Raw genomic sequence first — 25,720 nt, forward strand, 5'->3', positions numbered from 1 at the left:
GTCCCTCCACCCCGGCAAGTCTTCTCCATACTGCCCGTGTTGGGTCATTTCCAACATACAAGCGACTTCAGTCGCGATGAACCCGCCACCGGGACACCGCTGTCGGGGATGAATCCCCTCCCACAGGTGACTCCGGTTAGCCGGCCGGGCCTTTCCGTGAACAACCTGGTGGGTTTACACGGCTAGCACAGCCCGCCGTTGACCGAGAGCACCTGGCGGGTGATGTAGCCGGCGTCCGGGCCGCACAGGAAGCTCACCGCGCCGGCGACCTCGTCGGCGGTGCCCGGGCGCTGCATGGGAATCGCGCGCCGGGCCGCCTCGGTGGCCTCGGCGTCGACCATGTCGGTTTCGATCAACCCCGGCGCCACGGCGTTGACGGTAATGCGCCGCTTGGCCAGCTCCACCGCCAGCGCCTTGACCGCGCCGATCAGCCCGGCCTTGGCGGCGCTGTAGTTGACCTGGCCGCGGTTGCCGATCAGCCCGGACACCGAGGACATCACCACGATGCGGCCCGGCCGCCGCCGACGAATCATCGGCATGACCAGCGGGTGCACCACGTTGTAGAAGCCGTCGAGGCTGGTCGACAGCACGCTGTCCCAGGCCGTGTCGGTCAGCGCCGGGAAGGCGCCGTCGGCCGTGATGCCGGCGTTGCAGACCACCCCGTAATAGGCGCCGTGGGCCTCGATGTCGGCTTCCAGGGCGACGCGGGCCGCCGCGCGATCGGTCACGTCGAAGCACAGCACCCGCGCCGCGCGCCCCAGGGCGCGAATCTCCTCCGCGACCCTCTCGGCCTGCGCCTGCTGGCGACGGCAGTGCAGCACCACATCGAAGCCGTCGCGGGCCAGGCGCAGGGCCACGGCGCGGCCGATGCCGCGGCTCGAGCCGGTGACGAGGACGGTGTCGGGGCGGGAGTCAGGCATGCGTGGCCTCCTCGTCGGCGGGCTGGAAGATGGTCAGCCGGCCCTCGGCCAGCAGGGTGTCGTCGTCGGCCGCAAGCACCCGGCCCGCGAAGTGGGCCAGGCCGTTGTCGGCGACGAAATCACGCGTGACCTGCACGCGCAGCGCCCGGTCCACCGGGAAGGCGGGGCGGTGGCTGGTGAAGCGTCGCGTGCCGACCAGAAAGCCCACCGCCGGGGTCGCACCGTGCCGGGCGGCGTGCCAGCCGGCCCAGGCGGCGACGCCCTGCGCCAGCCACTCGAGGGCGACCCAGCCCGGCACCGCGCCGTCGCTATGGAACAGGCGATTGGTGGCGGGGTCGACGCTGGCACTCAGCGAGGTCTCGTCCACCGCCAGCAGGCGATCGAGCAGACACATGGCCCCCTGCTGGGGGACGTAGGGCGCGATCGCGCAGGGCAGGGGCGTCATGGACCGTCCTCCGGCGCGTCGCGGGCCAGCAGCAGGCTGACGTTGTTGCCGCCGAAGGCGAAGGAATTGGACAGCGCGACGCGGGGCGCCCCTTCGGGAGTGTTGACCAGCGGCAGTCGCGGCAGCTCGGGGTCGTCGACGCCGTCATGCACATGGCGCGGCAGGAAGCCGTGGTGCAGGGCCAGCCAGCAGAACGCGGCCTCCAGCGCGCCGGCCGCACCCAGCGTATGCCCGGTCAATGCCTTGGTGGAGCTGCAGGCCGGGGGTGTGGCGAACAGCTCGCTGACCGCCCGGGCCTCCATGGCATCGTTGTGGCCGGTGCCGGTGCCGTGCAGGTTGAGGTAGTCCACCGCCTCGGGCGCGCAACCGGCCTGGTCCAGGGCGGCGGCCATCGCCGCGCGGGCGCCGCTGCCGTCGGGGCGCGGGGCACTGACATGGTAGGCATCGCTGCTCTCGCCGGCGCCGAGCAGCTGAATGCCGCCGGGCTCGCGGGTCACCAAGAACAGCGCGGCGGCCTCGCCGAGGTTGATGCCGGCGCGGTTGGCGGAAAACGGCAGGCTGGGCGCGTCGCTGACCGCCTCGAGACTGGCGAAGCCGTTGACCGTCAGCCGGCAGAGGCTGTCGGCGCCGCCGGCGATCACCGCGTCGCACTCCCCGGCCAGCAGCAGGCGTCGCGCGCTGGCCAGGGCCTGGGCGCTGGAGCTGCACGCCGTGGACAGCACATGTACCGGCCCGGTCAGTCCCAGCCGCTCGGCGACGAAGCGGGCCGGGGCACCCAGCTCCTGGCGCGCATACTGGAAGTCCTCGGGCAGCGGGCCGTCACGCCCGGCGACGGCCAGGGCCTGCTCGGTCTCGCCGATTCCCGAGGTGCTGCTGCCCAGCACCACGCCGATGCGCTCGCGGGGGTGGCGTGCCAGCACGGCCTCGAGGCTTGGCCCCAGGCGCTCGAGGGCCCGGGCCAGCAGCCGGTTGTTGCGGCTGCGGTGCGCCGCCGGCCAGGCCTCGTCGGCGGGCAATGGCACGGTCACCCGGCCCAGCGGCAGGCGTCGGCCGGGGGTGAAGGTATCGCTCGTCGTCAGCCCTCGGCGGCCTTCGCGCAGGGCCGCGATCAGGTGCCGCGGGTCGTCGCCCAGGCTGCAGACCACGCCGGGGGCGGAGAGACGGCACGGCGATCGAACAGTGGCATCACTCATGGGAGGTCTCCGGCAGCGGGGAAATGCGCAGGCGGTAGCCGCCCCGGCGATCGTCGAGCCGCACCGTCTCGGCGCGGGCGAACTCGGCGTCGGCCGGGGTAATACGAGCCACCGTGCGCCCATGATGGCGAATGATACGGGCTCCGTCGGCGACGTCCACCGTCCAGGGCGTGCCGTCGAAGGCGGCCTGCAGCGCGGCGACCGGCCACAGGCACCAGTCGAGCCGGGCGGCGAGCCAGTCGGCCGGCGGCAGCGTGTCGCCGAGCGTCGCCAGCGGCACGTCGCCCTCGCGATAGCGGCTGTCGCCGTCCTCGTGGATCAGGGTCACCAGCCGCTGACCGTAGGGCGTGAGGAAGGCCGCCCGCCAGCCGGCGCCCCGGACGCGCAGCACCGCCAGCAGGGTCCGGGGTGCGCGCCGGGTGTCGTCCGGCATCAGGCTGATGCGCCGCTGGACGGTGGTCGCCGTCGCGGCCAGAGACTGGCGCGGCGCGGGCGGCAGCGGCGGGGCCAGCGAGCAACCGCCGAGCAGCAATGCCAGGCAGGCGGCCGGCCAGACCGGACGGCGTTTCATGGGCGGGCCTCCGGAAGAGGCCCGCACAGCTCGGCCAGCAGGTCGAGCCGCCGCCGGCTGGCGGTGACCAGGGGGTTGCCGCGGTCCCAGGCGTAGCCGGCGAGTACCGCGCTGATCCGGCGGCGCAGCTCGGCGGGCGGGTCGGGGTGAAAGATGATGCGCTGCAGGCGGCCGTCGTACCAGGCGTCGACGAAGGCGCGGAAGGTGGCAATCCCGGCGCGCAGCGGGCGTTCGAACTCGGCTGCCCAGTCGGGCGACTCGTCGGCCAGCGTACGCTCGACCAGCGGCACGGCCATGTCCGCCGAGCGCAGCGCGATGGTCACCCCGGAGGAGAACACCGGGTCGAGGAATTCGCCGGCGTTGCCGAGCAGCGCAAAGCCCGGGCCGTGCAGGCGCTCGACGTCGGCGGAATAGCCGGCCAGTGACTCCACCGGACGCACCGGCTGGGCCCCGGCGAGCAGCTCGCCGAACCGCGGTTCGGCGTCGACCAGCGCCCGCCAGCGGCTTTCGGCATCGCTTCCGGCGGCCTCGAGGGTTGCGGTGTCGCCGACCACGCCCACCGAGGCGCGGCCGTCGCGAAACGGGATCAGCCAGTACCACAGCCGCGCGTCGTCAGGATGCACGCCGATCAGGATCTTGTCGCGGTCGAAGCGCGCATCGAGATCGGTCGCCACATGGGTGAACAGGGCCGTGCGTGACTCGAGTCGCGGGTCGCGGGCCAGCCCCAGTCGGCGGGCCAGCACGCGGCCGTAGCCGCTGGCATCGAGGATGAAGCGCGTCTCGAGATGCCGGGTGTGGCCGGTGTCATCGTGCACCGTGAGCCGGGGGTGCCGGGCGTCGGGTTCGACGGTTTCCACCGTGGTGGCGAAGTCGACCCGCGCCCCGCGTGCCCGGGCGGCGTCGATCAGGCGCTGGTCGAAGTCGGCCCGTTCCACCTGAAAGGTGGTGGACCAGCCCGGCGTGGTCTTGTCGTGGAAGTCGATGACGGTCGATACGCCGCGATGGGTGAAGGCGGCGCCGTTCTTGAGCTGGTAGTCGCCGGCCAGGACGGTATCGAGCAGCCCGGCGCGCTCGAGGTGTTCCATGCACTGGGGCAGCAGGCTCTCGCCGATCGAGAAGCGGGGGAATTGCGTGCGTTCGACGACCTGCACTCGATAGCCGGCATCGGCGAGTCGGGCGGCGGCCAGGGCGCCGGCTGGGCCGGCGCCGATCACGACCACGTCGCTGGTGTCAGTGTTCGCCATGCGGTCTCTCCTTGATGCGAGGCGGGGCGGGACGCACCCAGGGCACCAGCAGCCCGACCAGCGTCAGGCCGATGAGGCAGGTCAGTCCCAGATAGTGCAGCGCCGGGGTGGCGCTGAACGCGAGCAGGCCGAAGGCCAGCACGCTGGTCAGCGTGGACAGGCTGACCGCCAGCCAGGTCGCCGGGCGCCGCGCATGCTCGGCGCTGAAGATGCCGGCGTCCAGACCGATCCCCAGCACCAGCAGCATGCCCAGCTGGCTGAACACGTTCAACGGCACGCCGACGATGGCGTACACCGCCAGGGTGCCGAGCAGCGCCCCCAGCGCGGGCGTGACCACGCGCCAGGCCTGCCGGCGGTAGCGCAGGACGAGCCCGGCCGTCAGCAGGGCCAGGGCCAGGCCGACCCACAGGCTGACATGCCGGCGCAGTTCGCCGAGCAGTCGCGAGAGACGGGTCACGCGATCGACGTAGGCGATATCGGGCCGGGCGTCGGCGATGGCCGCCAGGCGCTGGCGCTCCGCGGCCGTGTCGACGCCGTTCAGCACCAGGGTGGCGGCCAGGCGCGTGGCGCCATCGTCGGTCGTGACCGGCCCCAGCCACAGCCGGCGGTCCGCCGCACCGGCGGGCGCATCGAGCCAGGTGGTGACATCCAGCCGTGGCACGCTGTCGAGCGTGGCGCGGGCCTTGTCGATCACCGAACGCGGCAGGCCGGCGCGCTCGACCAGCGTCGCCAGCGGCTCGCCGTAGAGGCGGCGTATCGCGGCGAGGTTGGCGTCCTGAGTGCCGGGCGGCGGCACATGGTCGGCCAGATTGCGGTAGCCGATGGTCAGGCCGTCGGCGATGGCCGTGTCCAGCTGGTGTCCGAGGGCGGCCAGCCGCTCGAGCAGGGCGCCTTCGACGCACCGGGTCGGGTCCGGATCGCGCCAGCGAGCCCGGCGCAGGGAGGAGTCGTTCATGACGAAGCCCTCTTCTTGACGCGCTGGCGCACGAGCCACTCCCCCGCGAACAGCAGGGCCATGGCCAGATAGGCCAGGCCGCCGTTGTACAGTGACCATAATGCAGGATCGCCATGGATCACCGTGGCCAGGGCCAGCGTGCCGTTGACGGCGAAGAAAGCGCACCACAGCTGGGTGACCCGGTAGGTATAGCGCACCCCGCTGGGCGGCAGGTCCGGGGTCCGACGCCGCGCGAGTCGTTCGATGGCACTCGGCGGGTGGCGCAGCGAGCGGGCGAACAGGCCCAGCAGGACGGCGTTGACCAGCACCGGCCAGAGCCGGATGACCAGGCTCGCCTGCCCGCCGGCCGCCAGCAGCACGACGGGGATGCCCAGCCAGGCGGCCCAGTGCCTGTGACCGGCCGGCAGGCGCCAGGCGGCGAGCCCGACCAGCATCACCAGCCAGGGCCAGCCGCCGGCCAGCGGCCAGCGGGTGACCAGCCAGGGCCAGGCCAGGGTCGCGGCAGCGATCAGCAGGCCGGCGGGCGGGCGTGCGGGGGAGGGCCGGTCCATGCGGTGGCGTGCGTCAGCGCGGGTTACTGGGTGCGGCGCGCCTCGACCAGCGCCGCCAGGGTGCGCAGGTTGGCGAAATGGCGCCGGGTTTCCTCGCTGTCGGCTTCCAGCTGGATGCCGTAGCGCTTCTGCAGTGCCAGGCCCAGTTCGAGCGCGTCGATGGAATCGAGCCCCAGGCCCTCGACGAACAGCGGCTCGTCGGGGTCGATGTCCTCGGGGGTGACGTCCTCGAGTTCCAGGGTGTCGATGATCAGCTGCTTGAGCTCGTGTTCCAGGTCTGTCGTCATGGCTCCCTCATCCCTTGTGGGGGCGGTTGAAATAGGCTTCCAGATGCTGCGTCAGGTCGCCGATCGTCCGCGGTACGGCCTGCACCGGCATGCCCGGGGGGATCGGCGGGCCGACCTCGATGCGAAACGCGGGACGGCGCGGCGGCACACGATACCACGGCTCGCCCTTGGTCAGGGTACTGGGGCGGCAGTCGATGCGCACCGGGGTGATGACGGCCTGGCTGGTCACGGCGATGGCGGCACCGCCGCGGCGCAGCCGCACCGGCCGTCCGGGCGTCGAGCGGGTGCCCTCGGGGAACACGATCAGCGACTGGCCGTCGGCCAGCGCCCGGCATGCCGCCCTGAGCGTGGCGCGTGGCCGGCGGTTGGTGATGAAGCCGGCGGCGCGGATCACGCCGGCCGTGACCGGGTGGCGGGCGAGCGGTCCCTTGACGATACAGTTGGCATTCGGGGTGAAGGCGAGCAGGAACAGGGCATCGATCAGGGTGGGGTGGTTGGCCAGCAGCAGGCGGCCGCCGGCGGCCAGCCGCTCGACGCCGGACACCCGGTAGTCGATCAGCCGGGCGTGGCGCAGTGTGGCCAGAAAGCCGCGGCAGGTCAGGCGTACCAGATGACGGGTGCGCCGCTGGGCGACGGCCCGGTCGGGGCTGGTCAGCCGCATCAGGGGCGCGCACACCGCGCCCACCGTCAGGGCGGCGAGGGCGAAGCCGGCAAAGGCCAGGGGGGTGACCGACTGGCGCCACAGCTGATCGAGATGGCGGGTCATGCGGATTGCCGGAGTCGAGGCGAGCGCCATCAGGGGGCCAGTCGCCAGGCACGGCCGCGCAGCGGGCTCCCCAGTTCGCCGCCGTCACGCAACCAGGCGATGGCATCGGCGGGCTGCGGCGGCTCGCCGCCGCCCGGCCAGGGGGACTCGTGGATCACCGGCCCGGTGTCGAGCGCCAGGCGCATGGCGAGCGCCGCCGCCCCGCGGGACGCCGGCGCGTGGCCGGCAAAGCGCGACGGTACCGGCACGTCGCTGAACACGGCGACGACCTGCGGCGCCCCTTCGGCCAGGTAGCCGCGTGCCTCGCTGAACAGGGCGGCCAGTTCGTCGCCGCCGGCGGCAATCGCCTGCAGGGAGCGACGGTTGCCGCTGGCGATGGAGTAGACGCCCAGCACGGCGTTGTGCACGGAGAGCCCGAAGCGGGCCGGTGACAGCGGGGCGTCCTCGGCGAGCGCGTAGAGCAGTTCGAGCGTGCGCTCGCCGTCCCCGTGGCGCGAGGCGTGCAGCAGGATGCTGTCCGCGCCGGGGTCCAGCTCGGCGAGCAGGTCGGCGACCGCGCGCCCGGCCAGGTTGACGCGGCGGCGCAGCATCGCCGGCAGCGAGCGGCCGGCGGGGCGGGCGTCGGTGACGATGCGGGCATCGCGCTCGGCGTCGCCGTCGGGGAGCCAGGCGCGCCAGTCTTGGAGATGGAGAGAGGGCGAGGTCATGGTGCCGGATCCTGTCACTGCCGGGGGCGCTGCGCGTCGTGCCGGGACGGCCGTCGGCGCTGGCTATACCCTACGCGAGTCGCCGCCTGCGGGCCACCGCGTTCGAGCCACCGTGGCGCCCATGGCCCGACTCAGGCCAGCACGCCGAGGTGCTCCATCAGCAGCAGCGAGCCGATGCCGATCAGGATCACGCCGCCGACGATCTCGGCGCGCTGACCGACCACCTGACCGAGCACGCGGCCGAGCATGACGCCCAGCGTCACCATGGTCAGGGTCGCCAGGCCGATGAACGCGGCGGTGGAGACGATGTTGACATCGACGAAGGCGAGCCCGACGCCCACCGCCATCGCGTCGATGCTGGTGGCGAAGCCGGTCAGCGCCAGGCGCAGGAAGGAGTGCCGGGTGGGGCGTTCGTTTTCCTCGTCCTCACTCTGCGAGAAGCCTTCCTTGATCATGTGCCCGCCGAGCAGCAGCAGCAGGGTGAAGGCGATCCAGTGGTCCCACTCGGCGACGTAGCGCGAGGCGGCCATGCCCATGGCCCAGCCGATGACGGGCGTGGTGGCTTCGATGCTGCCGAAGATGAGGCCGGTGCGCAGGGCTTCACGGAAGTGGGGGCGCTGGAGGGCGGCGCCCTTGCCGATGGCGGCGGCGAAGGCATCCGTGGACATGGCGAAGGCCAGCAGAAGGGTGGAAGCCAGGGTCATGGTCATCTCCGGGTCGGGCGATTGGCCAGGGGCATGCCGCGCGCGCCCGACCACGAGCGCGCGGTATGCCCTTGGTCTCGCCAACCGGAATCGGTCGCCTGCACCACGACGTGGGCGTCGAGCTTGTTGATGCAGGCCTCCTCGCCGTCGTCAGCAGCGAGGATCGGCTACTCCCCAAAGGAGCGCCGATGCTAAGGCATCGGCCGGGAAAATGCCAGGAGAGGGGGCCGCCTCGGCCTGTTAACGGCCGAGACGGCGATGGGTGGCGCGTCCGTCTCGGCCTCGGGCCACCGCCAGGGGCAGCACGCGAGGCTCGGGCGACTCGGGCACGGCAGGGACCGGCGAGAGCACCATCAGACGGTCCCCGCGGGCGAGGGTCTCGAGTGCCGCCAGGTCGTGAATCCGCACTTCACGGCCCCGGGTGGTCACCAGGCCCTGCTGCTGGAACTGGCCGAGCACGCGACTGACCGTTTCCATGGCAATGCCCAGGTAGCTGCCGATTTCGGCGCGGGACTTGGAAAAACGAAAGCAGTGGGCGGAGTAGCCGCGGCGGCGAAAGCGCTCCGACAGCTCGCAGAGCAGGGTGGCCAGGCGCTGCTCGGCCGACAGTGCCCCATCAGCAGCCGATCCTCGCGCAGCGTCCGGCTCATGCTGCGGAACAGCTGGGTGCGCAGGTCGGGCAACTGCGTGGCCAGCGTGTCGAGGCTCGGATAGGGGATGTCGCAGATGGTGGCGGCTTCCAGCGCTCTCACCGACCCCGGGTAGCGCAGTGTGTCCAGGCCATCCAGGCCGACCAGTTCGCCGGGCAGGAAGAAGCGGGTCAACTGTTCCCGTCCGCCGGTATGGCTGACCTGCTTGAGGCTGCCCGAGCGCACGACGAGCAGGCTGTGCAGGGGCGCGCCTTCCCGTGCCAGCAGGCTGCCCTTCTTGAAGTGGCCCGGCCGTCGCACGATGGCGTTGAAACGCTCCAGATCCCGGTCGTCGAGCGACTGCGGCAGGCATAGCGATCTCAGGCTGCAATGCCGGCAATGGACGTCGTCGGCGTCGCCGCGACGTTGGGGCCGATCGTTGTGGTCCGCCATCGAGTCCCTCCCTGAACTGGTCTTACCAGTCCGAAAGTATAGTGAGACGTCTCAACTTTCCAGCCTAGCAGCCTTGATGACGATCAATATTCGGCGCGATGTCTAACTTTAGTTGGGGGAGGCGAGCAGGCGGAGTGGTCACACCCCGCGGACCGAGCAGGATAGTCGCGCGAAGGATCACGCCGACGGGGCACGCAGCCCGGGCGAGCGGGCCGCAAGCCGCGGCGGCGGGGGGGAGTCAGGTGTGCGGGCTTCGATACCCTCGGCACGGTGAGCGGCGTGGCCAGCGGCCACGGCAGCGTGGCCCTGGATCGAGCGGGAGTGCGGACTAGCCCCTTTTCGCCAGTCGGGAAAGATCGGCAACCACATTCGCGGTGGGGTCGCTGTCGCGAATCATGAACTCCGCCTCGCCCTGTTTATTGAAGGCGAAGGCGGCACTCGAGTGGCTCACGTCGTAGTTGCCTTCCTCGTCCTTGTCGCCGTATTCGTAGGTAATGCGATACCGATTGGTCAGCTCGTCTATCTGCGCGGTACTGCCCGTCAGGCCGATAAACTGAGGGCCGAAGTAGTTCGTGTAGCGCTTCATGACATCGGGCGTATCCCGGCCGGGATCCACCGATACGAAAAGCACCTGAATGTCGTCGCGAACCTCGGCATCGACCTTCCGGATGGCGGTCGCGAGCCCGGCCAGCGTGATCGGGCAGACGTCGGGGCAGTGGGTATAGCCGAAATACAGGATCGTGTTCTTGCCCAGGTAGTCCTCGGCACTCACATCTCGGCCGTTTTCATCCACCAGTTCGAAGTCCAGGTCCGGCATGAACTCGGAGACATCGGTCGTGCGCCAATTATTGTCGCTGCATCCGGCCAGCCACAGCGAGCCGAGCAGCGGGAGTAGCCATTTATGCATCATCACCATTCCTGCAGGCGTCGGCTACAGCGAGGCCGGCGAAACCACGTCAAATACCACGGGAAGCCGCGTGTCGTCGGCGAAATCGAGCGTGACATCAACCTTGTCGCCCATGCCCAGGGGCCCTTGACGTTTCATGAACATGAGATGATAGCCCTTGGGAGCGAAATCGAGGGTCTCGCCGGGGTCGATCGTCAGTTCGGAAATCGGCTTCATGCTGGCCATTCCGTCCTTGTTCATGCTCATGTGCATCTCGACCCGGGCAAAGGCATCGCTGTCGGCGCCCACCAGGGTGACGGGGGCGTCGCCGCCATTATGCAGATGAAAGTAACCGGCTCCGGGGGTGTCGCCGGGCATCAGGCTCAGGCGGGCATCGGTCACCGTCAGGCCTTCGGCATGGGCGGTGCCGGTCATCAGCAGGAGGGCCAGCAGACCCGGGATCAGCCGATGGGGAGAGGCTTGCCATCGAGTTTCACGTCTGTCTGTTGCCATCCTGTCTTGTCTCCATTCGGTGCCATCGAGGGTCCGGACCGGTCAGGGAAAACCGGTTGGTCGCCCGCGAAAGGGATCGCGGCATGCCTGGCGGTATCCGCATTACCTTAGCGATTGCCCGGCTTTCTTCAAGGCGCTGCGACATTATGTCAAGGGCCGGTATTCGGCGGGAAATCGCGCTGCCGGGAGGCGTCACGCCCTGTCGATGCCGCGAAAGATCCGGCAGCACCGGTCAGCAGGGTACCGGCACGAATTGGCGCGGCATGCATCGCTATCCGGCCGTCAGGAGCAGAGGTCCGACAGGTTGCAGTTCGACTGGAAGGCGCGTGACTTGACATCCAGCGAGAGGCGATCGTTGACGGTGTCGTAGAAGAAGGAGGCATAGCCCTTGTCGGAGTCGCTGGTGCGGTACAGTCCGCAGACCCCATAGCCGTATTGCACGTCCTGCAGGTTGAGAAGCTCGACCTGGCCCGAGGTCTTCAGGCTGGCAGCAATGGTCTGCTGAATCTGCTGGTCCCGGCGAGAGTCGGCGATGACTTGACCACCGAAGATGACGGCGGCCAGTGCCAGCATGATGAGCACCGGCGTCGCCAGCAGCAGAATGAAGGGGCGTGAGTACATCATGAAGCGAAAGCCTATGCCGATCGCGGCCGGCAGGCAAGCGGGTCGGGTGCGTTCGAAGCGCGGCGTTTGGCCGCATGGCCCTGTCGAGGGAGTCAGCGGCTGCACGGGTCATCCATCACTACCTCGCGGGGCCGGTAACGCCGTGCCAGGGCGTCGACGGCGATGTTCAGCCCGGCGGTGACCAGCAGCAGGAAGAACGCCTGATCGAACATCAGATACTGGAAGCTCGAATCGATGTGAAAGCCCAGGGTCGCGACCCCCAGCATGCCGAGCAGGGCGGTTTCGCGAATGATCACTTCGGCGCGGTAGAAGACCAGGGCGAGCAGGCCGGGATAGAGACGCGGCAGCAGTTCGTAGGCGTAGCGGCCGCTGGCGGAGAGTCCCGGCATGCCGGGTTCGAGGCTGTCGGCGTGGCGGGCGGCGAGAAAGGCGATCAGCGCGCCGTTGTGCAGCGCGAGCGCCAGCCAGGCGGGCAGCATCGACGGGCCCAGCAGCAGCAGGAAGATGAACGCCAGCATCAGCTCCGGCGTCGAGCGCAGTCCGACCAGCAGGGCGCGTCCGCCCAGCCGCGTGGCCGGGTTGCCGAAGTGGCGGCTGGCCAGCGGCCACAGCAGCAGCGCGATGACCAGCGCACCCACGGTGCCCATCAGCCCCAGCAGCAGGGTGTTGCCGATCGCCGGGCCGAGATCGGGGATGTCGCCCAGCCAGGCGATGAGCCCCGCCCAGTCGCCATTCAGCAGCGGCGCCGGCCACAGGTCGTGGCTGAGAAAGCGCCACAGCAGGTCGCCATCGACGTGCGGCCAGGGGCCGAGCAGGAACAGGCTGGCGAATGCCAGCAGCGGCAGCAAACGGCGGTGCCCCCAGACACCGATCGTGCCGATCAGCAGGTAGAACAGCCAGAGCAACGCCCCGGCCTGATGGTAGTGGCCCTCGCGGAAGGCGCTTTCCAGGTGGAAGCCCAGGGTCGGCAGGCCGACGAAGCCCAGCAGCACACTGGCACGCAGCGAGCATTCGAAGCGGTAGCGGGTGTAGGCGGCCAGTCGCTCCCAGGCCAGCGGCAGCTCCGCGTAGACGAAGCGCGACAGGCGGCCGACGCCGGGGGGCAGGCTGTCGGCGGCGTCACGCGGGGTCTGCTCGAGAATCTCGGCGTAGACCTTGGCGAAGATGCCGGCATAGGGCACGGCGAGCGCCGCCAGGGCGGTCACCGCCGAGAAGCCGAAGACCTGCAGGAACAGCAGCGCCCAGAACAGCTCGTGGATGGCCCGCACGAAGGCGCAGCCGGTGCGCACCAGCCGCGAGCGGAAGAACACCAGCGCCAGCGGGAAGCCCAGCAGCACGCCGAGCAGGGTGCCCCACAACGCCACGCTGACCGTCAGGCCGATGGCCTGGAGCGGCGAGCTCAGCTCGCCCCAGTGCGGCAGCGCCAGACCCGTCGCCATGCGACCCAGCTCCGCCCAGGGGTCGTGAGCGACCACCGACAGGTCGGCGAAGGGCAGCAGCACGGCGCACAGCGCGACCAGCACCAGCGAGCGTCGGGCCAGTCGCAGCCCGGGCGAGTCGCCGCGCAGCATGCCCGGCGCGGTGGGTTCAGCCATGCGCGGCCTCGTCGGCCGGGGCGCTGGAGGCGGCGTCGGCGTCGGGGTAGAGACGGTCGAGGTCGTCGAGCGTCAGCGTATCGGTCGCGGCGTCGAGCACCAGCCGGCCGTCGCGCAGCCCCCAGACACGATCGAAGTGGGACAGCGCCAGCTCCCGCTGGTGCAGGGCGACGACGCTGGTGTCGTGACGGGCATCGATCAGCGCCAGCAGGCGCAGGGCCTGGTGGGGGTCGACGCTGGCCACCGGCTCGTCACCAAGGAAGAGGCGCCGCCGCTGGTAGAGTGCGCGGGCGATCGCCACGCGCTGGCGCTGGCCACCCGACAGCCGGGCGACCGGGCGTCTGAGCAGGCCGGCCAGGCCCAGCTCGCCGCACAGGGTCTCGATCTCGGTCCAGGCCCGGCGGTCGGGCCGGATCAGGTTCCACAGGTTGGCCAGCGCCGAGTGGCGCTCGAGGCGGCCCATGTAGACGTTGTGGTAGACCGCCAGCTGCGGCACCAGGCCGTGGCTCTGCGGGCACCAGGCGGCGTCGGCGGCGAGGCGCCGGCGCAGGGTGGCCAGCAGCGTCGACTTCCCGGCCCCGCTCTGGCCGAGCAGGGCGATGCGTTCGCCGACGCGCAGGGTCAGCGACAGCCGGGGGAGAACGACCTGGCTGGCGTGGCCGACATCCTCGTCGGCCAGCGACAGCAGTTCGGTGACGCTCATGCTCAGCGCAGCAGGCCGAGGTCTTCGCCGACGGTCTCGATCGGTGCATAGGCATCGTTGGAGACCGGGATGAAGCCCTGGCGCGGGAAGCTCTCGAGCAGGTCCGGGTCGGTCATGCCCAGCAGGGCCTGACGGACGCGGTCGGTGAAGCCGTCGCCGAAGCGCGCGTCGACATCGCCGCGGATCGTCCACTGGTAGTCGGGGTAGGCGGGGGTCTCCCAGACCACGTGAACCTTGTCGGTGTCGACGCGGCCGGCTTCCACGGCGGCGTTCCACACCGAGTAGTTGACCGCGCCGACGTCATAGGTGCCGGACTCGACCAGGGCGATGGTGCGGGTGTGATCGCCGGAGAAGCCGACCCGCGAGAACAGTGCCTCGGGGGCCTCGCCGAAGCGCTCGCGCAGGTAGTACTCGGGCATCAGCCGGCCGGAGGTCGAGGTCTTGGCGCCGAAGGTGAAGGAGTGGCCCTCGAACGACTCGGGCAGCTGGTCCTGGTCGGCGGCGATGCCGGTGTCGGCATTGGCGATGAAATAGCTGTGGAAGGCGGCGTCCTCGACGCCCTGGGCCAGTGCCTGCGAGCCCGGTACCAGGCGGCGCGCCTGCACGCCGGACAGGCCGCCGAACCAGGCCAGCTGCACCTGGTCGTTGCGGAAGGCGCTCACCGCGGCGCTGTAGGACTTCACCGGCACGTATTCGACGTCGACATCCAGGGTGTCGGCCAGGTAGTCGGCGACCTTCTGGAAACGCTCGACCAGACGGGTCTGGTCCTCGTCGGGAATGGCGGTGAAGCGGAAGGTGTCCTGGGCCTGGGTCTGGGCCACCGGGGCCAGGCCCAGCAGCATCAGGGTGGTGGCGATCAGCCGTCGCATCGCGGGGCTCCTGTCTAGAATGGGGGCGCTATTGTTGAGCCTGGCGGCGGAGGGGGCAAGTCCGGCGTGGCCGCCCTGCTAGGATTCGGCGTCCGGGGCGGGAAAGCGTGTGGCCTGCAGGCTGTCCTTGATCTTCTTGAGATGGGTCTGGAAGTCCTCGCCGCGGCGCAGCGTCACGCCGGTGGCGAGCACGTCGATCAGCGCCAGGTGGATCATCCGCGAGGTCATCGGCATGTAGACGTCGGTGTCCTCGGGAGCGATCACCTCGAGCGTCTCGGTGCACTCCCGGGCCAGCGGCGAGTCGGGGGCGGTGATTCCCAGCACCACGGCGCCGTTGCTGCGGGCGAGGCGGGCGATCTCCACCAGTTCGCGGGTGCGTCCGGTGTAGGAGATGATCACGATGGCATCGCCGGTGTGGCTGGCGGCGGCGACCATGCGCTGCATGAGCACGTCCTCGTAGACCATCACCGGCAGGTTGAAGCGGAAGAACTTGTGCTGGGCGTCCTGGGCGACCGGGCCCGAGGCGCCGAGGCCGAAGAAGCTGATCTGCTTGGCCTGGATCAGGTAGTCGACGGCGCGTTCCACGCGCTTGGCGTCGAGTGCGCGGCGAGCGTCGTCGAGGGCGGCGATGGTGGCGCCGAAGATCTTGTCGCCGTAGCGGGCGGCGTCGTCCCCGCGTTCGACGCTGCGGCTGACATAGGGCGTGCCGCCGGCCAGACTTTGTGCCAGCTTGATCTTGAAGTCCGGGTAGCCCTTGGCGTCGAAATTGCGGCAGAAGCGGTTGACGGTGGGTTCGCTGACCGAGGCCGCCTGCGCCAGGGTGGCGATGCTCAGTCCGGTGGCGGTCGCCGGGTCCTGGAGAATGACATCGGCCACCTTGCGTTCCGAGCGGTTGAGCTCGTCGAGGCGGGCGCGAATGCGCTCGAGAAGGTCATGGCTGGCCATGCGAATAACGGCTCCTGATGCAATATGTAGTGATTTAACTACATTGGTAGCCACATCCTAGCGTGACGCTCGGGATAACGCCAAGCGCGGGCCACGACAGGATGGCATGTTTGGTAGTAAAATTACCGATTAATCTTGCCGTGAAACGCATCAATGGCATATTTTATACGTAAGATTACCAGATTGAAGGGGTTCGAGGCATGACCCAAGACACCACGCCCGACATCGATCTGGCGCTGTTCGGCGCCCTCGGTGACCTGGCCCTGCGCAAGCTCTACACGGCGCTTTACCATCTCGATCGCGACGGCCTGCTGGGCGCGTCGACGCGCATCCTCGGCCTGGCGCGCCAGGACATCGACGCCGAGGCCTTCCGCCAGCGCGTCCAGCAGGCGCTGAAGAAGCACGTCAAGACGGCGCTGCTGGAAAAGACCTGTCTGGAGCGCTTCATCGCGCGCCTCGACTACCTCCAGCTCGATTTCGCCACCGTCGAGGGCTACGACGCCATCGCCCGGTGGCGCAAGGACGTCGAGCGGCCGATGACCGTCTATCTGGCCGTGCCGGCGAGCATCTACGGCGATATCTGCCGCAACCTGAGCGCCAGCGGCAGCCTGGACGAGCAGACGCGCGTGGTGGTGGAAAAGCCCATCGGCTACGACCTGGAATCCTCGCGGCAGATCAACGACGCGATCGGCGAGGCCTTCCCCGAGTCGCGCATCTATCGCATCGATCATTACCTGGGCAAGGAAACCGTCCAGAACCTGATCGCCCTGCGCTTCGCCAACCCGCTGTTCGGCAACCAGTGGAATCAGAACCAGATCTCGCACGTCGAGATCACCGTGGCCGAGCAGGTGGGCATCGAGGGGCGCTGGGGCTACTTCGACAAGGCCGGTCAGCTGCGCGACATGGTGCAGAACCACCTGCTCCAGCTGCTCTGCCTGATCGCCATGGACCCGCCGTCGAATCTGGATGCCGATGCCATCCGTGACGAGAAGGTCAAGGTGCTCAAGGCCCTCAAGCCCTTCACCCAGGAGACCATCGGTCGCGACGTGGTACGCGGGCAGTACATCGCCGGGTCGATCAACGGCGAGAGCGTGCCGGGCTATCTGGAAGAAGAAGGCGCCAACACCGAGAGCCGCACCGAGACCTTCGTCGCCATGAAGACCGAGGTCTCCAACTGGCGCTGGGCCGGGGTGCCATTCTATCTGCGCACCGGCAAGCGGATGCCCGAGAAGCTCTCGCAGATCGTCATCCACTTCCGCCAGCAGCCGCACTACATCTTCGATCCCGACCAGCGCGACCTGGCCGCCAACAAGCTGATCATCCGCCTGCAGCCGGAAGAGGGCATCGCCCTGCAGGTGCTGACCAAGGACGGCGGGCTCGACAAGGGCATGCGCCTGCGCCCGGGGCCGCTGCACCTGGACTTCAACAGCGCCTTCCCCAAGTCGCGGATTCCGGATGCCTACGAGCGGCTGCTGCTCGAGGTGATGAAGGGCCAGCAGTACCTGTTCGTGCGCCGCGACGAGGTGGAGTACGCCTGGCGCTGGTGCGACCAGCTGATCGAGGGATGGAAGGCCCGCGACATGCCGCCGCGGCGCTATCCGGCGGGGTCCTGGGGGCCGGTGGCGTCGATCGCCATGATCACCCAGGACGGCCGTAGCTGGTACGAGGACTATTGAGCGAGGCGTGACTCCATGACGACCGAGATTTCTCCGCGGGAGCGGCTTGCCGCGCAACTGGCCGAGGCGGTGGCCGGGGCGTTGAGCGCCGACCTGGAACAGCAGCCCCGGGCGCTGCTGGTGGTGTCCGGCGGCTCCACGCCGGTGACGTTCTTCGCCCGGCTGGCGGCCATGGCGCTGCCCTGGGAGCGCATCGACGTGACCCTGGCCGACGAGCGCTGGGTCGGCGAGGACAACGCCGACAGCAACGCCCGGCTGGTCCGCGAGCAGCTGCTCGTCGGTCCGGCGGCAGCGGCGACCTTCCATTCGCTGACCAGCGGCGAGGCGACGCCCGAGCAGGGCGCGGCCACCGTGGCCGAGCGCATCACCGCACTGCCCTGGCCGGCCAGCGTGGTGATTCTGGGCATGGGCGGTGACGGCCATACCGCCTCGCTGTTTCCCGACAGCGGCGAGCTGGGGCTGGCACTGACCACCGATGAGGCGGTCGTGGCCGTGCGCGCGCCGAGCGTTGCCCAGCCGCGCATCACCCTGAGCGCCGCCTATCTGCACCGGGCTCGCCGCCATGTTCTGCACATTGTCGGCGACAACAAGCGCTCGGTGCTGGCGCAGGCCCTGGCCGGCGACGATGCCCGCGAGCTGCCCATCCGTGCCTTTCTGGCCTGTCCACTGGCCGTCTACTGGGCACCCTGAACCGAATTGCTGGAGCATGACATGACCACTGAAAAGCAGCTGCCTTCCACCCGTACCACCGAGCTCGACAGCATCTGCCAGAAGGCGGAGGTGATTCCGGTGCTGACCATCGAGCGACTGGAAGATGCCGTGCCGCTGGGCCGTGCGCTGGTTGAAGGCGGGCTGCCGGTCCTCGAGATCACGCTGCGCACCGACTGCGCGCTGGCGGCCATCGCGCGCATGCGCGAGGCATTGCCGGGGGCCAGCATCGGCGCCGGCACTGTGCTGACGCCGGCCCAGTATCGCCAGGCCGAGCAGGTCGGGGTCGACTTCGTGGTGACCCCCGGCGCGACCGAGGCGTTGTACCGTTATGGCGTGAGCAGCCCGGTCCCCATGCTGCCGGGCGTGGCAACGATTTCCGAGCTGATGACCGGCTGGCAGTTCGGGTACCGGCGCTTCAAGTTCTTCCCGGCTGAAGCCAGTGGCGGCGCACCGGCGATCAAGGCGTTCGGTGGGCCGATCCCCGAGGCGCGCTTCTGCCCGACCGGCGGCATCACCCCGGACAATGCCGAGGACTATCTCAAGCTGCCCAACGTGATGTGTGTCGGCGGTTCCTGGGTAACGCCCAAGAAACTGATCGAGGCGGAAGACTGGGCGGGCATCAAGGCCCTGGCCCGCGAGGCCGCCGAGCGCTTTCACCACTGAGCCATCCCGCCGGTGAGGCGGGCGACTGTTCTCTCTCGACAGCCTATGCTGTTGCTTGGCCCGCTCCCCTGGGAGCGGGCCTCTTTTTTTGTCCTGCCCTTTTGCGCGGCTGCCTTACTCTGGCGTTCGCCGGGGCGGGGGTGGCGGCACGTCGTGAGCGAGCGCTGCTAGCGAGAGCGCTCCTGATAGGGCTCGGCGCGGTACTGTGTCTTCCATTCCAGGAAACGCTCGGCCGGCAGCGGTGCCGAGAACCAGTAGCCCTGGGCGTGCTCGCAGTTCAGCGAGGCCAGCAGCCGGGCCTGCTCGGGGTTCTCGATGCCTTCGGCGACCACATCGCAGCCGAAGCTGTGGGCCAGCTGGATCACGGTATTGGCCAGATTGCGGTCGTGGCTGCTGTGGAGCATGTCATTGATGAAGGCACGGTCGATCTTCAGCGTGTTGACCGGCAGCGTCTTGAGGTAGGCCAGCGAGGAATAGCCAGTACCGAAGTCGTCAATGGCGATGCGGATGCCCTGATCGGCCAGTGTCCTGAGTGTCTCCCGCGCCAGGCTGACGTCCTCCATCAGTCCCGACTCGGTGACCTCGACCTCCAGGGCATGAGCCGGCAGGCCGGCATAGCGCAGGCGTGTCAGTACGCGCCTGGCGAACCCTGACGTCATCAACTGTCGGGCGGCGACGTTGATGGCGATGCTGAAGTCGTCATCGACCTGGCCCTGGCCGCGCCATTTCCGGGCCTGACGTATGGCTTCGTCGACCACCCAGTCGCCGATGGCGAGAATCTCGCCACTGGTCTCGGCCAGGGGGATGAAGTCCCCCGGCGAGACATGACCCAGTTCGTCGCTGGTCCAGCGCAGCAGGGCTTCGGCGCCGATCAGCCGGCCGGTGCGTAGCGACACCTTGGGTTGGTAGACCAGTTGCAGTTCGCCCCGTGAGGTTGCGTCGCGGAGGAGCTGCTGCATGCGGGCCCGTTGCTGGTGGCGCTGCTCGAGGCCGGCCGAGTAGAAGCCTATCGGCGTATCGCCCGGCGACGGCAGGGCAAGGCTGGCCTGGCGGACCAGTTGCTCGGGTGTGTCGGCCTCCTTCTCCGCGCGGCTGATACCGATGCGGGCGGTCAGCGACATCAGTGCGTCGCCGATCTGGTGGTCGCGCGCCAACAGGGTCAGGATGCGCCTGGCCCGGATGTGCAGGGTGTCCTCGTCCGAGGGGGCGTGGCAGATCAGCAGCAGCTCGGCCCCGCCCCAACAGCCCATCACGTCACGCGAGTGGGCCTCGCTGGCCAGCAGGTGGCAGGCATGCTTGAGCAGGGCATCCGATGCCGGATAGCCATGCAGGCGTGCGATGTCGTCCAGACCGTCGAGGGCGATGAACAGCAGGCAGGTGCCGCGGCCCGTCGTCAGGTGGCGTTCCAGCCACTTGACCAGAGCGCTGCGGTTGGGCAAGCCGGTGATCGGTTCCTGATAGGCCAGGCGCTCGAGTTCGGTGGTTCGCTGGGCCACCAGCTGTTCGAGCCGGGCGTTCTGGTCCGTGCGTTCCCGATACAGGCGGCCGGCCTGCAGGGCGTTGTGGATTCGCTGCAGGGCTTCCTGATGATCGAAGGGCTTGTTCAGAAAGTCGCGGGCGCCGAGCTCGAGCGCCCGTGAGCGGGTGTCGCGATCGGTCTGCGCGGTCAGCACGATCACCGGCGGTCCTTCACCGTTCCAGCGCTGCTGCAGCTCACCGAGCAGGGTCAGGCCGTCGATATGCGGCATGCGCACGTCGAGCAGCAGCAGGTCGGGCGGTGTGTCGTGGCAGTAGTCGACTACCCGGCGCGGATCATCGAGCGTGGCGACCCGGGTGAAGCCCTCGTCGTCCAGCAGGTCCTCGAGCAAGGCGAGATTGGCGGGGTTGTCGTCGACCACCAGGATGTGGCTGGCGAGCAGGGCGTCCTTGTCAGGCATCGCTGGCTTCCTTCTTGAAGCGGGTCTCGAGGGCGGCGGGCGGCGGCTCGGGGTCGCCGGCCGGTGCGTCATCGGCGCGGCGAAGCTCGATCCAGAATCGGCTGCCGGCGTCCTTTTCGCTGGTGACGCCGATGCGGCCGTGCATCTGTTCGATCAGCTGGCGGGTCAGTGTCAGACCGATGCCGGTCCCTTCAATGGTGCTGCCTTCCGCCTCGAGGCGGTTGAAGGGCTGGAACAGCTCGGCGATGCGCGCCTCGGAGATGCCGACGCCGGTGTCCTCGACACTTACCCGAAGGGTGTCGCCGTGCTCGGCCAGGGTGACCACGACGCGGCCCTCGGGGCGGTTGTACTTGATGGCATTGGACAGCAGGTTGAGCAGCACCTGCTTGAGGCGGGTCGGGTCGGCGAGCACGCAGGGATCGGCCGTCTCCGCTGGGCCATGCAGGGTGACGGCGGCCTCCCGGGCCAACGGTGCCAGGCTTTCCAGCGCCGCGTCGCAGATATCCCTGACCGATACTGCCTCGAGGGCCAGCGTCATGCGGCCGGCCTCGATCCGGGAGAGATCGAGGATGTCGTTGATCAGGGCCAGCAGGTGTTCGCCGCTGCTGCGAATCTGGGCGACCTGCCGCTGCTGGCGTTCGGAGAGCGGGTCGCGGCGGCCGTTGGCGAGCAACTGGGCGAAGCCGAGAATGGCGTTGAGCGGGGTGCGCAACTCATGGCTCATCGCCGAGAGAAAGTCGCTCTTGGCGCGGCTGGCCCGCTCCGCCTGATCGCGGGCCCGGGTGATTTCCTGCTGGATGCGGTCGCGCTCGGAAAACTGGCGGTAGAGATTGATCAGCAGCGCGCAGGTGGCGTTGAATGGCTCCAGCCATGCCACGGTCTCGGGAGAATATCCGTCATCGCTGTTGGCGGTGGCGTACATGCCGATCACCCGGCCGTCGTGGACGATGGGCACGCCCAGGTAGTTGTGGATCGGCGGGTGTCCGGGCGGAAAGCCGCCCCGGAGGGGGTGGTTGGCCAGATCGTCGGTGATGATGGTATCGCCATGGGCGAATACGCGACCCAGCAGCGAGCCGGGGTTGGTCAGGCGCATGTCCCCCGAGCGCAGTTGTTCCATCAGCCGGCGGGATTGCGCGTTCCACGAGAGGTCGGTGATGGCGTGGATCTTCAGGGCCGGCCCCTCGGCCTCGTGCAGCACTTCGCCGATCAGTGCGTAGTCGCTGCCGGTCAGTTCGCGCAGGGCTTCCATCAGGAAGTCCCACAGGCGGCGGCCCGACATCAGGGCGCGATAATCGGTGATGCCCTGATGCAGGACCCGCAGCAGCGTCTGCTGGCGATGATGCCGACGCTCACGACTTTGCGCCTTGCGGTGGGCCAGGTGCAGGCGGATCAGCTCTTCCGCCTGGGCGGCCAGCATCGCCAGGCTTTCCTGCTGGCGGGCATCGAAGCGGCGCGGCCGGGTGTCGATCAGGCACAGGGTGCCGACGACGTGGCCATCGAGGGGGCGCAGCGGATGGCCGGCATAGAAGCGGATGCCGTCGATCCGATCCACCAGCGGGTTGTCCCGAAAGCGCGCGTCCAGTTGCGTGTCCTCGACCACCAGCGGTCGATCGTCGGCGACGACATGGCCGCAGAAGGAAACGTCCCGCGGGGTCTCCCGGCAGTCCAGGCCGCGCGCCGACTTGAACCACTGGCGGTCGACGTCGACCAGCGAAATCAGCGCCGTGGGCACGTCGAACAGGCGTGCGGCCAGCTCGGTCAGCTGGTCGAACTCGATTTCCGGGAGGCTGTCGAGGAGTTCGAGGCGGTGCAGGGTCCGCAAGCGTTGTGCTTCGTTGTCGGGAAGGCGTGGTGGCTGCATGGCAAGACTGATCGTTCCTGACGCTTGATGACCCGCGGTGGCGAAAATGGCGCCGCGCCCTGATCCCTGGCATGGCAGACCGCATTTGACGTCTTATCGGCCTGTAGCCGACAAAACTTGAACGGGATGGCACCCGAGCGAGGACGAATCGGAGCGTCACCGCCGATACCCAGGCGAGTACCGAGCAAGGTACCGAGGAGAGTGTCACGATGCAGAGCATGGACCCGATGACGGGCCATTCGGACGAACGCCTGTCCAGCCCGGCGGCCCAGCGCAACCGCGAGCCGATTCTGGCCACGCTCGCGCCGCTGCTGGGCGGGGTTCGAACGGTGCTGGAGCTGGCTAGCGGTACCGGCGAGCACGCCGTGCATTTTGCCGCGGCGTTGCCGGACGTGCGCTGGCAGCCCAGTGATCCCAGCGAGTCGGCCCGGGCCTCGATCGCCGCCTGGCGAGCGGAGAGCGCCCTCGGCAACCTTGCCGAGCCGCTGGCCCTGGATGTGGAGCGGCGCCCCTGGCCGGTCGATGCCTTCGACGCCCTGGTGGCCATCAATCTGCTGCACATCGCCCCCTGGTCGGTGACCGAGGCCCTGCTCGGCGAGGCCGGCGACCGCCTGCCGGCCGGCGCCCCGGTGTTCCTCTACGGCCCCTTCCTGCGCGACGGCGTGCCGACGGCACCCAGCAACGAGGCCTTCGATGCCGAGCTGCGCCGCCGCGATCCCCGCTGGGGCCTGCGCTCGCTGGCGGCGGTGTCGACCCTGGCGCGTGCCAGCGGGCTGCACCTCGAGCAGGTCGTGGAACTGCCGGCCAATAATGTGGGCGTGGTGCTGCGGCGGCAGGGGGCTCGATAGGCCGGGTGCTTGATAATCGGGCCGATGCCCCAAACACTGGAGGCAGGGTCGATTGCGGCCCTGCCTTCACCATCAAGGGAGTGAGTGCCAATGACCGATCATGACCTGTCCGAGGATTTTCGTCTGCCGGTGGGGTGCCCCGCGTGCGGCAGCCATCTGATGCGGGTGTCCGAGGTCCACAATCCCGACGACAAGGTGTTCTGTGCCTCCTGCAACGCCTATGTGTGCCTCTATCACGAGGCGCAGGAGATCCTGCGCAAGGGGCCCGGCAGCGAAAGCGAGGCGCTGCTCGAGAAGGCCGTGAACGCACGGCACTGACCCGTTTCCCGGCCCGGTGACGCCGGCCTGGCGGCCCGTCGTGCGAGCCGCCGGGCCGGCGTCGTCGTGTGTGGCGCCTTCTACAGCAGGTCTTCCGCGGCCATGGCCAGCCGCGAGCGCTCGACGCTCTTCAGGGTGATGTGGCCGGCATGCGGCCAGTCGCGGAAGCGTTCGACCACCGCGGCCATGCCGCAGGTGTTGGCGGTGAGGTAGGGCGTGTCGATCTGGCCGACGTTGCCCAGACAGATGATCTTGGTGTTGCGCCCGGCCCGCGAGATCAGCCCCTTGAGCTGCTTGGGGGTGAAGTTCTGGGCCTCGTCGATGATCAGGAAGGTGTCGTTGAGCGTGCGCCCGCGCATGAAGGTCGGCGAGCGGATCTGCACTCGCGAGCCGATCAGCTGCCGGGTGGCGCCCTCGCTCCAGTTCGTGGTGCCGTCGCGCTCGTCGCGCAGCAGGTTGTCCATGTTGTCGTGGAAGGCGCCCATCCACGGTGACATCTTCTCCTCCTCGGTGCCCGGCAGGAAGCCGATATCCTCGCCCATGGGGATCGGCGCGCGGGTGAAGACGATGCGCTCGAAGCGCTTCTGGTCGAAGGTCTGCTCGAAGGCGGCGGCCAGGGTCATGTAGGTCTTGCCGGTACCGGCGGTGCCGGCGATGGTCACCAGGTCGATCTCGGGGTCCATCAGCAGGTTGAGCGTGAAGTTCTGCCGGCTGTCATGGGCGTGCACGCCCCAGACCCCGGCGTGATGGCGGTAGTTGGTGAGCAGCTCGAGCCGGGCGCCGCCGACCCCGCATTCGCGCACGATGGCCTCGAAGTCGGCCCCGTTGTCGCTGTCGGCCACCAGCATGCCGGCATGCCAGTCATCGGGCAGCGCGCCGGTCAGTGCATAGCAGGTCTGCTGGTCGATACGCTCGACGCTGACCTCGACGTCGAGGGACTCCCAGAGCCCGGCGCCATCCGGCCCGGCCTGGGCGTAGACCCGGGCTCCCTCGATCATGGCGTCGTTGTCGCTGAACGCGCGGTCGTTGCGATAGTCCTCGACCGGCACGTTGAGCGCCGCCGCCTTGACGCGCAGGTTGATGTCCTTGGTCACCAGGATGACCGAGGCATCCGGGCGTTCGTCGCGCAGCCGGCAGGTCTCGGCCAGCAGGCGGTTGTCGGGACTGTCCTCGAGCGGGTCGAGCGGCTTGAGGTCGCTGTAGCAGAGAAAGCGCAGGCGTCCGGTCTGGCCGGTGCCGGGGAGTGGAATGCCGGCACGGATCTCGTCGAAGGTGGCGCTGGCGGTGAGTTCGGAGAGGGTGCGGCTGACCTGGCGCGCGGTGCGGGCGATGTCGCGCAGGCCGTTCTTGTGCTTGTCGAGTTCCTCGAGCACGGTCATGGGGATGACCACATCGTGCTCCTCGAAGTGATACAGGGCGGCAGGGTCGTGGATCAGGACGTTGGTGTCGAGCACATACAGGCGGGTTGCCTTCTTGTCGATACGTACCATCGGCGTGAGCACTCCTTGGTTGATGGCCCGCTCGACGCTGACAGCCGAGCATGGCGCGATGATGACAACCACGGGCGTGAGCCCTGAACGGGGTGGCGGGAGTCGCGTGTCGATGGTTCTCCTTGGGTCGGGAGGCCGGGCGGGAGCCTTTCCGTCAAGATGGGACGAGTTGGCGTGAAACGCCAGTCACGGCGTTTCACGCAACGGCGGCTGTCGCGTCACGTCTTGATGCCGCCCCAGCCGTGCTGATGGCAGTCGCAGTTCGCATCCTGGCAGGGCTGACGGTCGGGATGGGCGCTGGCACAGGCCGAGCAGCAGTAGTAGTGGCCGTTGACCGGCAGCGCCGTGTCGGGCACGACGCACTGGCAATAAGGGCACTCGCAGATGCGTTTCTCGTCCATTCGAAGCCTCCGTTACCATGTCATGATGGGATTCAGTGTAGAAGGGGGAAGCTCGGGTGTGGCAAGCGCCTGCCGGGGTCGGCGGGGCGAGTGACACGCTGCGAAAAAGTGGGCAGGGTAAACAGTCGGATCAGGGGCAGAGGTGGGTCATGCCGGAGGGGCGTCGTGTTCTGCAGGTCGAGGACAGCGAGTCGAGGGTCGCCATGACACGGGCGGCACGGAAAGCGGCGGGCCGGGCGGGCCAGCCGCACGGTG

General features: G+C 69.1%; 28 protein-coding genes, 1 pseudogene and 1 riboswitch. Of the genes and pseudogenes, 5 read left to right on the forward strand and 24 right to left on the reverse strand.

The window, feature by feature from the left end:
* Window positions 1–182: 182 nt before the first annotated feature.
* The 20 genes and pseudogenes from fabG to G7A98_RS04775 all read right to left on the reverse strand — a co-directional run bounded on the left by fabG (window position 183) and on the right by G7A98_RS04775 (window position 15,560).
* Window positions 183–920 (reverse strand): 3-oxoacyl-ACP reductase FabG, encoded by a 738-nt coding sequence (gene fabG / locus G7A98_RS04685; RefSeq protein WP_163648331.1) that lies wholly within the window; start codon window positions 918–920, stop codon window positions 183–185.
* The gene (locus tag G7A98_RS04690) at window positions 913–1,365 is read right to left on the reverse strand and encodes a hypothetical protein (RefSeq protein WP_163648332.1); all 453 of its coding nucleotides are present in this window, start codon (window positions 1,363–1,365) and stop codon (window positions 913–915) included. Before G7A98_RS04690 ends, fabG begins: the two co-directional genes overlap by 8 nt.
* On the reverse strand, window positions 1,362–2,558 hold the full coding sequence (locus tag G7A98_RS04695) for a beta-ketoacyl-ACP synthase (protein ID WP_163648333.1): 1,197 nt from the start codon (window positions 2,556–2,558) through the stop codon (window positions 1,362–1,364). The genes G7A98_RS04690 and G7A98_RS04695 overlap by 4 nt, the downstream gene beginning before the upstream one ends.
* Window positions 2,551–3,129 (reverse strand): DUF3261 domain-containing protein, encoded by a 579-nt coding sequence (locus G7A98_RS04700; protein ID WP_163648334.1) that lies wholly within the window; start codon window positions 3,127–3,129, stop codon window positions 2,551–2,553. Before G7A98_RS04700 ends, G7A98_RS04695 begins: the two co-directional genes overlap by 8 nt.
* Window positions 3,126–4,373, reverse strand: a complete 1,248-nt coding sequence (locus tag G7A98_RS04705; protein WP_163648335.1) for a tryptophan 7-halogenase — start codon at window positions 4,371–4,373, stop codon at window positions 3,126–3,128. Before G7A98_RS04705 ends, G7A98_RS04700 begins: the two co-directional genes overlap by 4 nt.
* Window positions 4,360–5,328 (reverse strand): hypothetical protein, encoded by a 969-nt coding sequence (locus G7A98_RS04710; protein ID WP_163648336.1) that lies wholly within the window; start codon window positions 5,326–5,328, stop codon window positions 4,360–4,362. Before G7A98_RS04710 ends, G7A98_RS04705 begins: the two co-directional genes overlap by 14 nt.
* Window positions 5,325–5,879 (reverse strand): hypothetical protein, encoded by a 555-nt coding sequence (locus G7A98_RS04715; protein ID WP_163648337.1) that lies wholly within the window; start codon window positions 5,877–5,879, stop codon window positions 5,325–5,327. Before G7A98_RS04715 ends, G7A98_RS04710 begins: the two co-directional genes overlap by 4 nt.
* Before the next feature lie 23 nt (window positions 5,880–5,902).
* Entirely contained in the window at window positions 5,903–6,166 is a 264-nt protein-coding gene (locus G7A98_RS04720; RefSeq protein ID WP_163648338.1) for a phosphopantetheine-binding protein, read from the reverse strand.
* A 7-nt stretch (window positions 6,167–6,173) separates the two neighbouring features.
* Window positions 6,174–6,932 (reverse strand): lysophospholipid acyltransferase family protein, encoded by a 759-nt coding sequence (locus G7A98_RS04725; protein ID WP_163648339.1) that lies wholly within the window; start codon window positions 6,930–6,932, stop codon window positions 6,174–6,176.
* A 29-nt stretch (window positions 6,933–6,961) separates the two neighbouring features.
* Entirely contained in the window at window positions 6,962–7,639 is a 678-nt protein-coding gene (locus G7A98_RS04730; protein ID WP_163648340.1) for a beta-ketoacyl synthase chain length factor, read from the reverse strand.
* A 131-nt stretch (window positions 7,640–7,770) separates the two neighbouring features.
* A complete protein-coding gene (mntP, locus tag G7A98_RS04735; RefSeq protein WP_163648341.1) occupies window positions 7,771–8,343 on the reverse strand; it encodes a manganese efflux pump MntP in 573 nt (190 codons plus the stop codon).
* An 18-nt stretch (window positions 8,344–8,361) separates the two neighbouring features.
* Window positions 8,362–8,524, reverse strand: a riboswitch (yybP-ykoY riboswitch).
* A gap of 59 nt (window positions 8,525–8,583) precedes the next feature.
* Entirely contained in the window at window positions 8,584–9,069 is a 486-nt protein-coding gene (locus G7A98_RS16860) for a helix-turn-helix domain-containing protein (protein WP_346427264.1), read from the reverse strand.
* 23 nt (window positions 9,070–9,092) lie between these two features.
* Window positions 9,093–9,425 (reverse strand): annotated as a pseudogene (locus G7A98_RS16865) (cyclic nucleotide-binding domain-containing protein); the annotation flags it as partial.
* A 328-nt stretch (window positions 9,426–9,753) separates the two neighbouring features.
* The gene (locus tag G7A98_RS04745) at window positions 9,754–10,335 is read right to left on the reverse strand and encodes an SCO family protein (RefSeq protein WP_318010302.1); all 582 of its coding nucleotides are present in this window, start codon (window positions 10,333–10,335) and stop codon (window positions 9,754–9,756) included.
* Between the two features lie 21 nt (window positions 10,336–10,356).
* On the reverse strand, window positions 10,357–10,713 hold the full coding sequence (locus tag G7A98_RS04750) for a copper chaperone PCu(A)C (protein WP_240464675.1): 357 nt from the start codon (window positions 10,711–10,713) through the stop codon (window positions 10,357–10,359).
* A gap of 393 nt (window positions 10,714–11,106) precedes the next feature.
* Window positions 11,107–11,448: a hypothetical protein gene (locus G7A98_RS04755; protein WP_163648343.1), complete on the reverse strand. Its 342-nt coding sequence runs from the start codon at window positions 11,446–11,448 to the stop codon at window positions 11,107–11,109.
* A gap of 92 nt (window positions 11,449–11,540) precedes the next feature.
* Complete coding sequence (locus G7A98_RS04760) at window positions 11,541–13,043, reverse strand: ABC transporter permease subunit (protein ID WP_163648344.1); 1,503 nt, start codon at window positions 13,041–13,043, stop codon at window positions 11,541–11,543.
* Window positions 13,036–13,746: an ATP-binding cassette domain-containing protein gene (locus tag G7A98_RS04765; RefSeq protein ID WP_163648345.1), complete on the reverse strand. Its 711-nt coding sequence runs from the start codon at window positions 13,744–13,746 to the stop codon at window positions 13,036–13,038. The genes G7A98_RS04760 and G7A98_RS04765 overlap by 8 nt, the downstream gene beginning before the upstream one ends.
* Window positions 13,747–13,748: 2 nt before the next feature.
* Window positions 13,749–14,615, reverse strand: a complete 867-nt coding sequence (locus tag G7A98_RS04770) for a putative selenate ABC transporter substrate-binding protein (protein WP_163648346.1) — start codon at window positions 14,613–14,615, stop codon at window positions 13,749–13,751.
* 78 nt (window positions 14,616–14,693) lie between these two features.
* A complete protein-coding gene (locus tag G7A98_RS04775; RefSeq protein ID WP_163648347.1) occupies window positions 14,694–15,560 on the reverse strand; it encodes a MurR/RpiR family transcriptional regulator in 867 nt (288 codons plus the stop codon).
* A gap of 200 nt (window positions 15,561–15,760) precedes the next feature.
* On the opposite strand from G7A98_RS04775, the gene zwf reads away from it, so the two are divergent.
* Genes zwf through G7A98_RS04790 form a run of 3 tightly spaced genes read left to right on the forward strand, consistent with a single transcriptional unit; the run spans window position 15,761 to window position 18,610 of the window.
* Entirely contained in the window at window positions 15,761–17,236 is a 1,476-nt protein-coding gene (zwf, locus tag G7A98_RS04780; RefSeq protein ID WP_163648348.1) for a glucose-6-phosphate dehydrogenase, read from the forward strand.
* Between the two features lie 15 nt (window positions 17,237–17,251).
* A complete protein-coding gene (gene pgl / locus G7A98_RS04785) occupies window positions 17,252–17,926 on the forward strand; it encodes a 6-phosphogluconolactonase (RefSeq protein ID WP_163648349.1) in 675 nt (224 codons plus the stop codon).
* Window positions 17,927–17,947: 21 nt separating this feature from the next.
* Window positions 17,948–18,610, forward strand: coding sequence for a bifunctional 4-hydroxy-2-oxoglutarate aldolase/2-dehydro-3-deoxy-phosphogluconate aldolase (locus tag G7A98_RS04790; protein ID WP_163648350.1), 663 nt, complete (start codon window positions 17,948–17,950; stop codon window positions 18,608–18,610).
* Between the two features lie 167 nt (window positions 18,611–18,777).
* On the opposite strand, the gene G7A98_RS04795 is transcribed toward G7A98_RS04790, so the two are convergent.
* Window positions 18,778–20,547 (reverse strand): EAL domain-containing protein, encoded by a 1,770-nt coding sequence (locus G7A98_RS04795; RefSeq protein WP_163648351.1) that lies wholly within the window; start codon window positions 20,545–20,547, stop codon window positions 18,778–18,780.
* A complete protein-coding gene (locus G7A98_RS04800; RefSeq protein ID WP_163648352.1) occupies window positions 20,540–22,408 on the reverse strand; it encodes a GAF domain-containing protein in 1,869 nt (622 codons plus the stop codon). Before G7A98_RS04800 ends, G7A98_RS04795 begins: the two co-directional genes overlap by 8 nt.
* A gap of 209 nt (window positions 22,409–22,617) precedes the next feature.
* Between G7A98_RS04800 and G7A98_RS04805 the strand changes: the two genes are divergently transcribed.
* Entirely contained in the window at window positions 22,618–23,256 is a 639-nt protein-coding gene (locus G7A98_RS04805) for a DUF938 domain-containing protein (RefSeq protein ID WP_205596218.1), read from the forward strand.
* Between the two features lie 90 nt (window positions 23,257–23,346).
* Window positions 23,347–23,574 carry a hypothetical protein gene (locus tag G7A98_RS04810; RefSeq protein ID WP_163648353.1) on the forward strand — a complete coding sequence of 76 codons (228 nt, stop codon included), beginning with the start codon at window positions 23,347–23,349 and terminating at the stop codon, window positions 23,572–23,574.
* A gap of 80 nt (window positions 23,575–23,654) precedes the next feature.
* Here the strand turns inward: G7A98_RS04810 and G7A98_RS04815 are convergent, their stop codons facing one another.
* Together G7A98_RS04815 and G7A98_RS04820 are read right to left on the reverse strand one after the other, a co-directional pair.
* Complete coding sequence (locus G7A98_RS04815; RefSeq protein ID WP_163648354.1) at window positions 23,655–25,064, reverse strand: PhoH family protein; 1,410 nt, start codon at window positions 25,062–25,064, stop codon at window positions 23,655–23,657.
* A 218-nt stretch (window positions 25,065–25,282) separates the two neighbouring features.
* On the reverse strand, window positions 25,283–25,465 hold the full coding sequence (locus G7A98_RS04820; protein ID WP_163648355.1) for a metallothionein: 183 nt from the start codon (window positions 25,463–25,465) through the stop codon (window positions 25,283–25,285).
* Between the last annotated feature and the right edge of the window lie 255 nt (window positions 25,466–25,720).

Source organism: Modicisalibacter sp. 'Wilcox' (genome assembly GCF_010993675.1).
GTDB classification, from domain to species: Bacteria; Pseudomonadota; Gammaproteobacteria; order Pseudomonadales; family Halomonadaceae; genus Modicisalibacter; species Modicisalibacter tunisiensis.

Excerpts from the sequence above, each read along its gene's own strand:
- mntP (WP_163648341.1), bottom strand. The coding sequence starts at position 8,343 with ATGACCCTGGCTTCCACCCTTCTGCTGGCCTTCGCCATGTCCACGGAT.
- G7A98_RS04765 (WP_163648345.1), bottom strand. The coding sequence starts at position 13,746 with ATGAGCGTCACCGAACTGCTGTCGCTGGCCGACGAGGATGTCGGCCAC.
- G7A98_RS04775 (WP_163648347.1), bottom strand. The coding sequence starts at position 15,560 with ATGGCCAGCCATGACCTTCTCGAGCGCATTCGCGCCCGCCTCGACGAG.
- G7A98_RS04755 (WP_163648343.1), bottom strand. The coding sequence starts at position 11,448 with ATGATGTACTCACGCCCCTTCATTCTGCTGCTGGCGACGCCGGTGCTC.
- G7A98_RS04810 (WP_163648353.1), top strand. The coding sequence starts at position 23,347 with ATGACCGATCATGACCTGTCCGAGGATTTTCGTCTGCCGGTGGGGTGC.
- G7A98_RS04760 (WP_163648344.1), bottom strand. The coding sequence starts at position 13,043 with ATGGCTGAACCCACCGCGCCGGGCATGCTGCGCGGCGACTCGCCCGGG.
- G7A98_RS04800 (WP_163648352.1), bottom strand. The coding sequence starts at position 22,408 with ATGCAGCCACCACGCCTTCCCGACAACGAAGCACAACGCTTGCGGACC.
- G7A98_RS04700 (WP_163648334.1), bottom strand. The coding sequence starts at position 3,129 with ATGAAACGCCGTCCGGTCTGGCCGGCCGCCTGCCTGGCATTGCTGCTC.
- G7A98_RS04770 (WP_163648346.1), bottom strand. The coding sequence starts at position 14,615 with ATGCGACGGCTGATCGCCACCACCCTGATGCTGCTGGGCCTGGCCCCG.
- G7A98_RS04795 (WP_163648351.1), bottom strand. The coding sequence starts at position 20,547 with ATGCCTGACAAGGACGCCCTGCTCGCCAGCCACATCCTGGTGGTCGAC.
- G7A98_RS04805 (WP_205596218.1), top strand. The coding sequence starts at position 22,618 with ATGCAGAGCATGGACCCGATGACGGGCCATTCGGACGAACGCCTGTCC.
- G7A98_RS04730 (WP_163648340.1), bottom strand. The coding sequence starts at position 7,639 with ATGACCTCGCCCTCTCTCCATCTCCAAGACTGGCGCGCCTGGCTCCCC.
- G7A98_RS04690 (WP_163648332.1), bottom strand. The coding sequence starts at position 1,365 with ATGACGCCCCTGCCCTGCGCGATCGCGCCCTACGTCCCCCAGCAGGGG.
- G7A98_RS04695 (WP_163648333.1), bottom strand. The coding sequence starts at position 2,558 with ATGAGTGATGCCACTGTTCGATCGCCGTGCCGTCTCTCCGCCCCCGGC.
- fabG (WP_163648331.1), bottom strand. The coding sequence starts at position 920 with ATGCCTGACTCCCGCCCCGACACCGTCCTCGTCACCGGCTCGAGCCGC.
- G7A98_RS04815 (WP_163648354.1), bottom strand. The coding sequence starts at position 25,064 with ATGGTACGTATCGACAAGAAGGCAACCCGCCTGTATGTGCTCGACACC.
- G7A98_RS04710 (WP_163648336.1), bottom strand. The coding sequence starts at position 5,328 with ATGAACGACTCCTCCCTGCGCCGGGCTCGCTGGCGCGATCCGGACCCG.
- G7A98_RS04790 (WP_163648350.1), top strand. The coding sequence starts at position 17,948 with ATGACCACTGAAAAGCAGCTGCCTTCCACCCGTACCACCGAGCTCGAC.
- G7A98_RS04720 (WP_163648338.1), bottom strand. The coding sequence starts at position 6,166 with ATGACGACAGACCTGGAACACGAGCTCAAGCAGCTGATCATCGACACC.
- G7A98_RS04715 (WP_163648337.1), bottom strand. The coding sequence starts at position 5,879 with ATGGACCGGCCCTCCCCCGCACGCCCGCCCGCCGGCCTGCTGATCGCT.
- pgl (WP_163648349.1), top strand. The coding sequence starts at position 17,252 with ATGACGACCGAGATTTCTCCGCGGGAGCGGCTTGCCGCGCAACTGGCC.
- zwf (WP_163648348.1), top strand. The coding sequence starts at position 15,761 with ATGACCCAAGACACCACGCCCGACATCGATCTGGCGCTGTTCGGCGCC.
- G7A98_RS04725 (WP_163648339.1), bottom strand. The coding sequence starts at position 6,932 with ATGACCCGCCATCTCGATCAGCTGTGGCGCCAGTCGGTCACCCCCCTG.
- G7A98_RS04705 (WP_163648335.1), bottom strand. The coding sequence starts at position 4,373 with ATGGCGAACACTGACACCAGCGACGTGGTCGTGATCGGCGCCGGCCCA.
- G7A98_RS04745 (WP_318010302.1), bottom strand. The coding sequence starts at position 10,335 with ATGATGCATAAATGGCTACTCCCGCTGCTCGGCTCGCTGTGGCTGGCC.
- G7A98_RS04820 (WP_163648355.1), bottom strand. The coding sequence starts at position 25,465 with ATGGACGAGAAACGCATCTGCGAGTGCCCTTATTGCCAGTGCGTCGTG.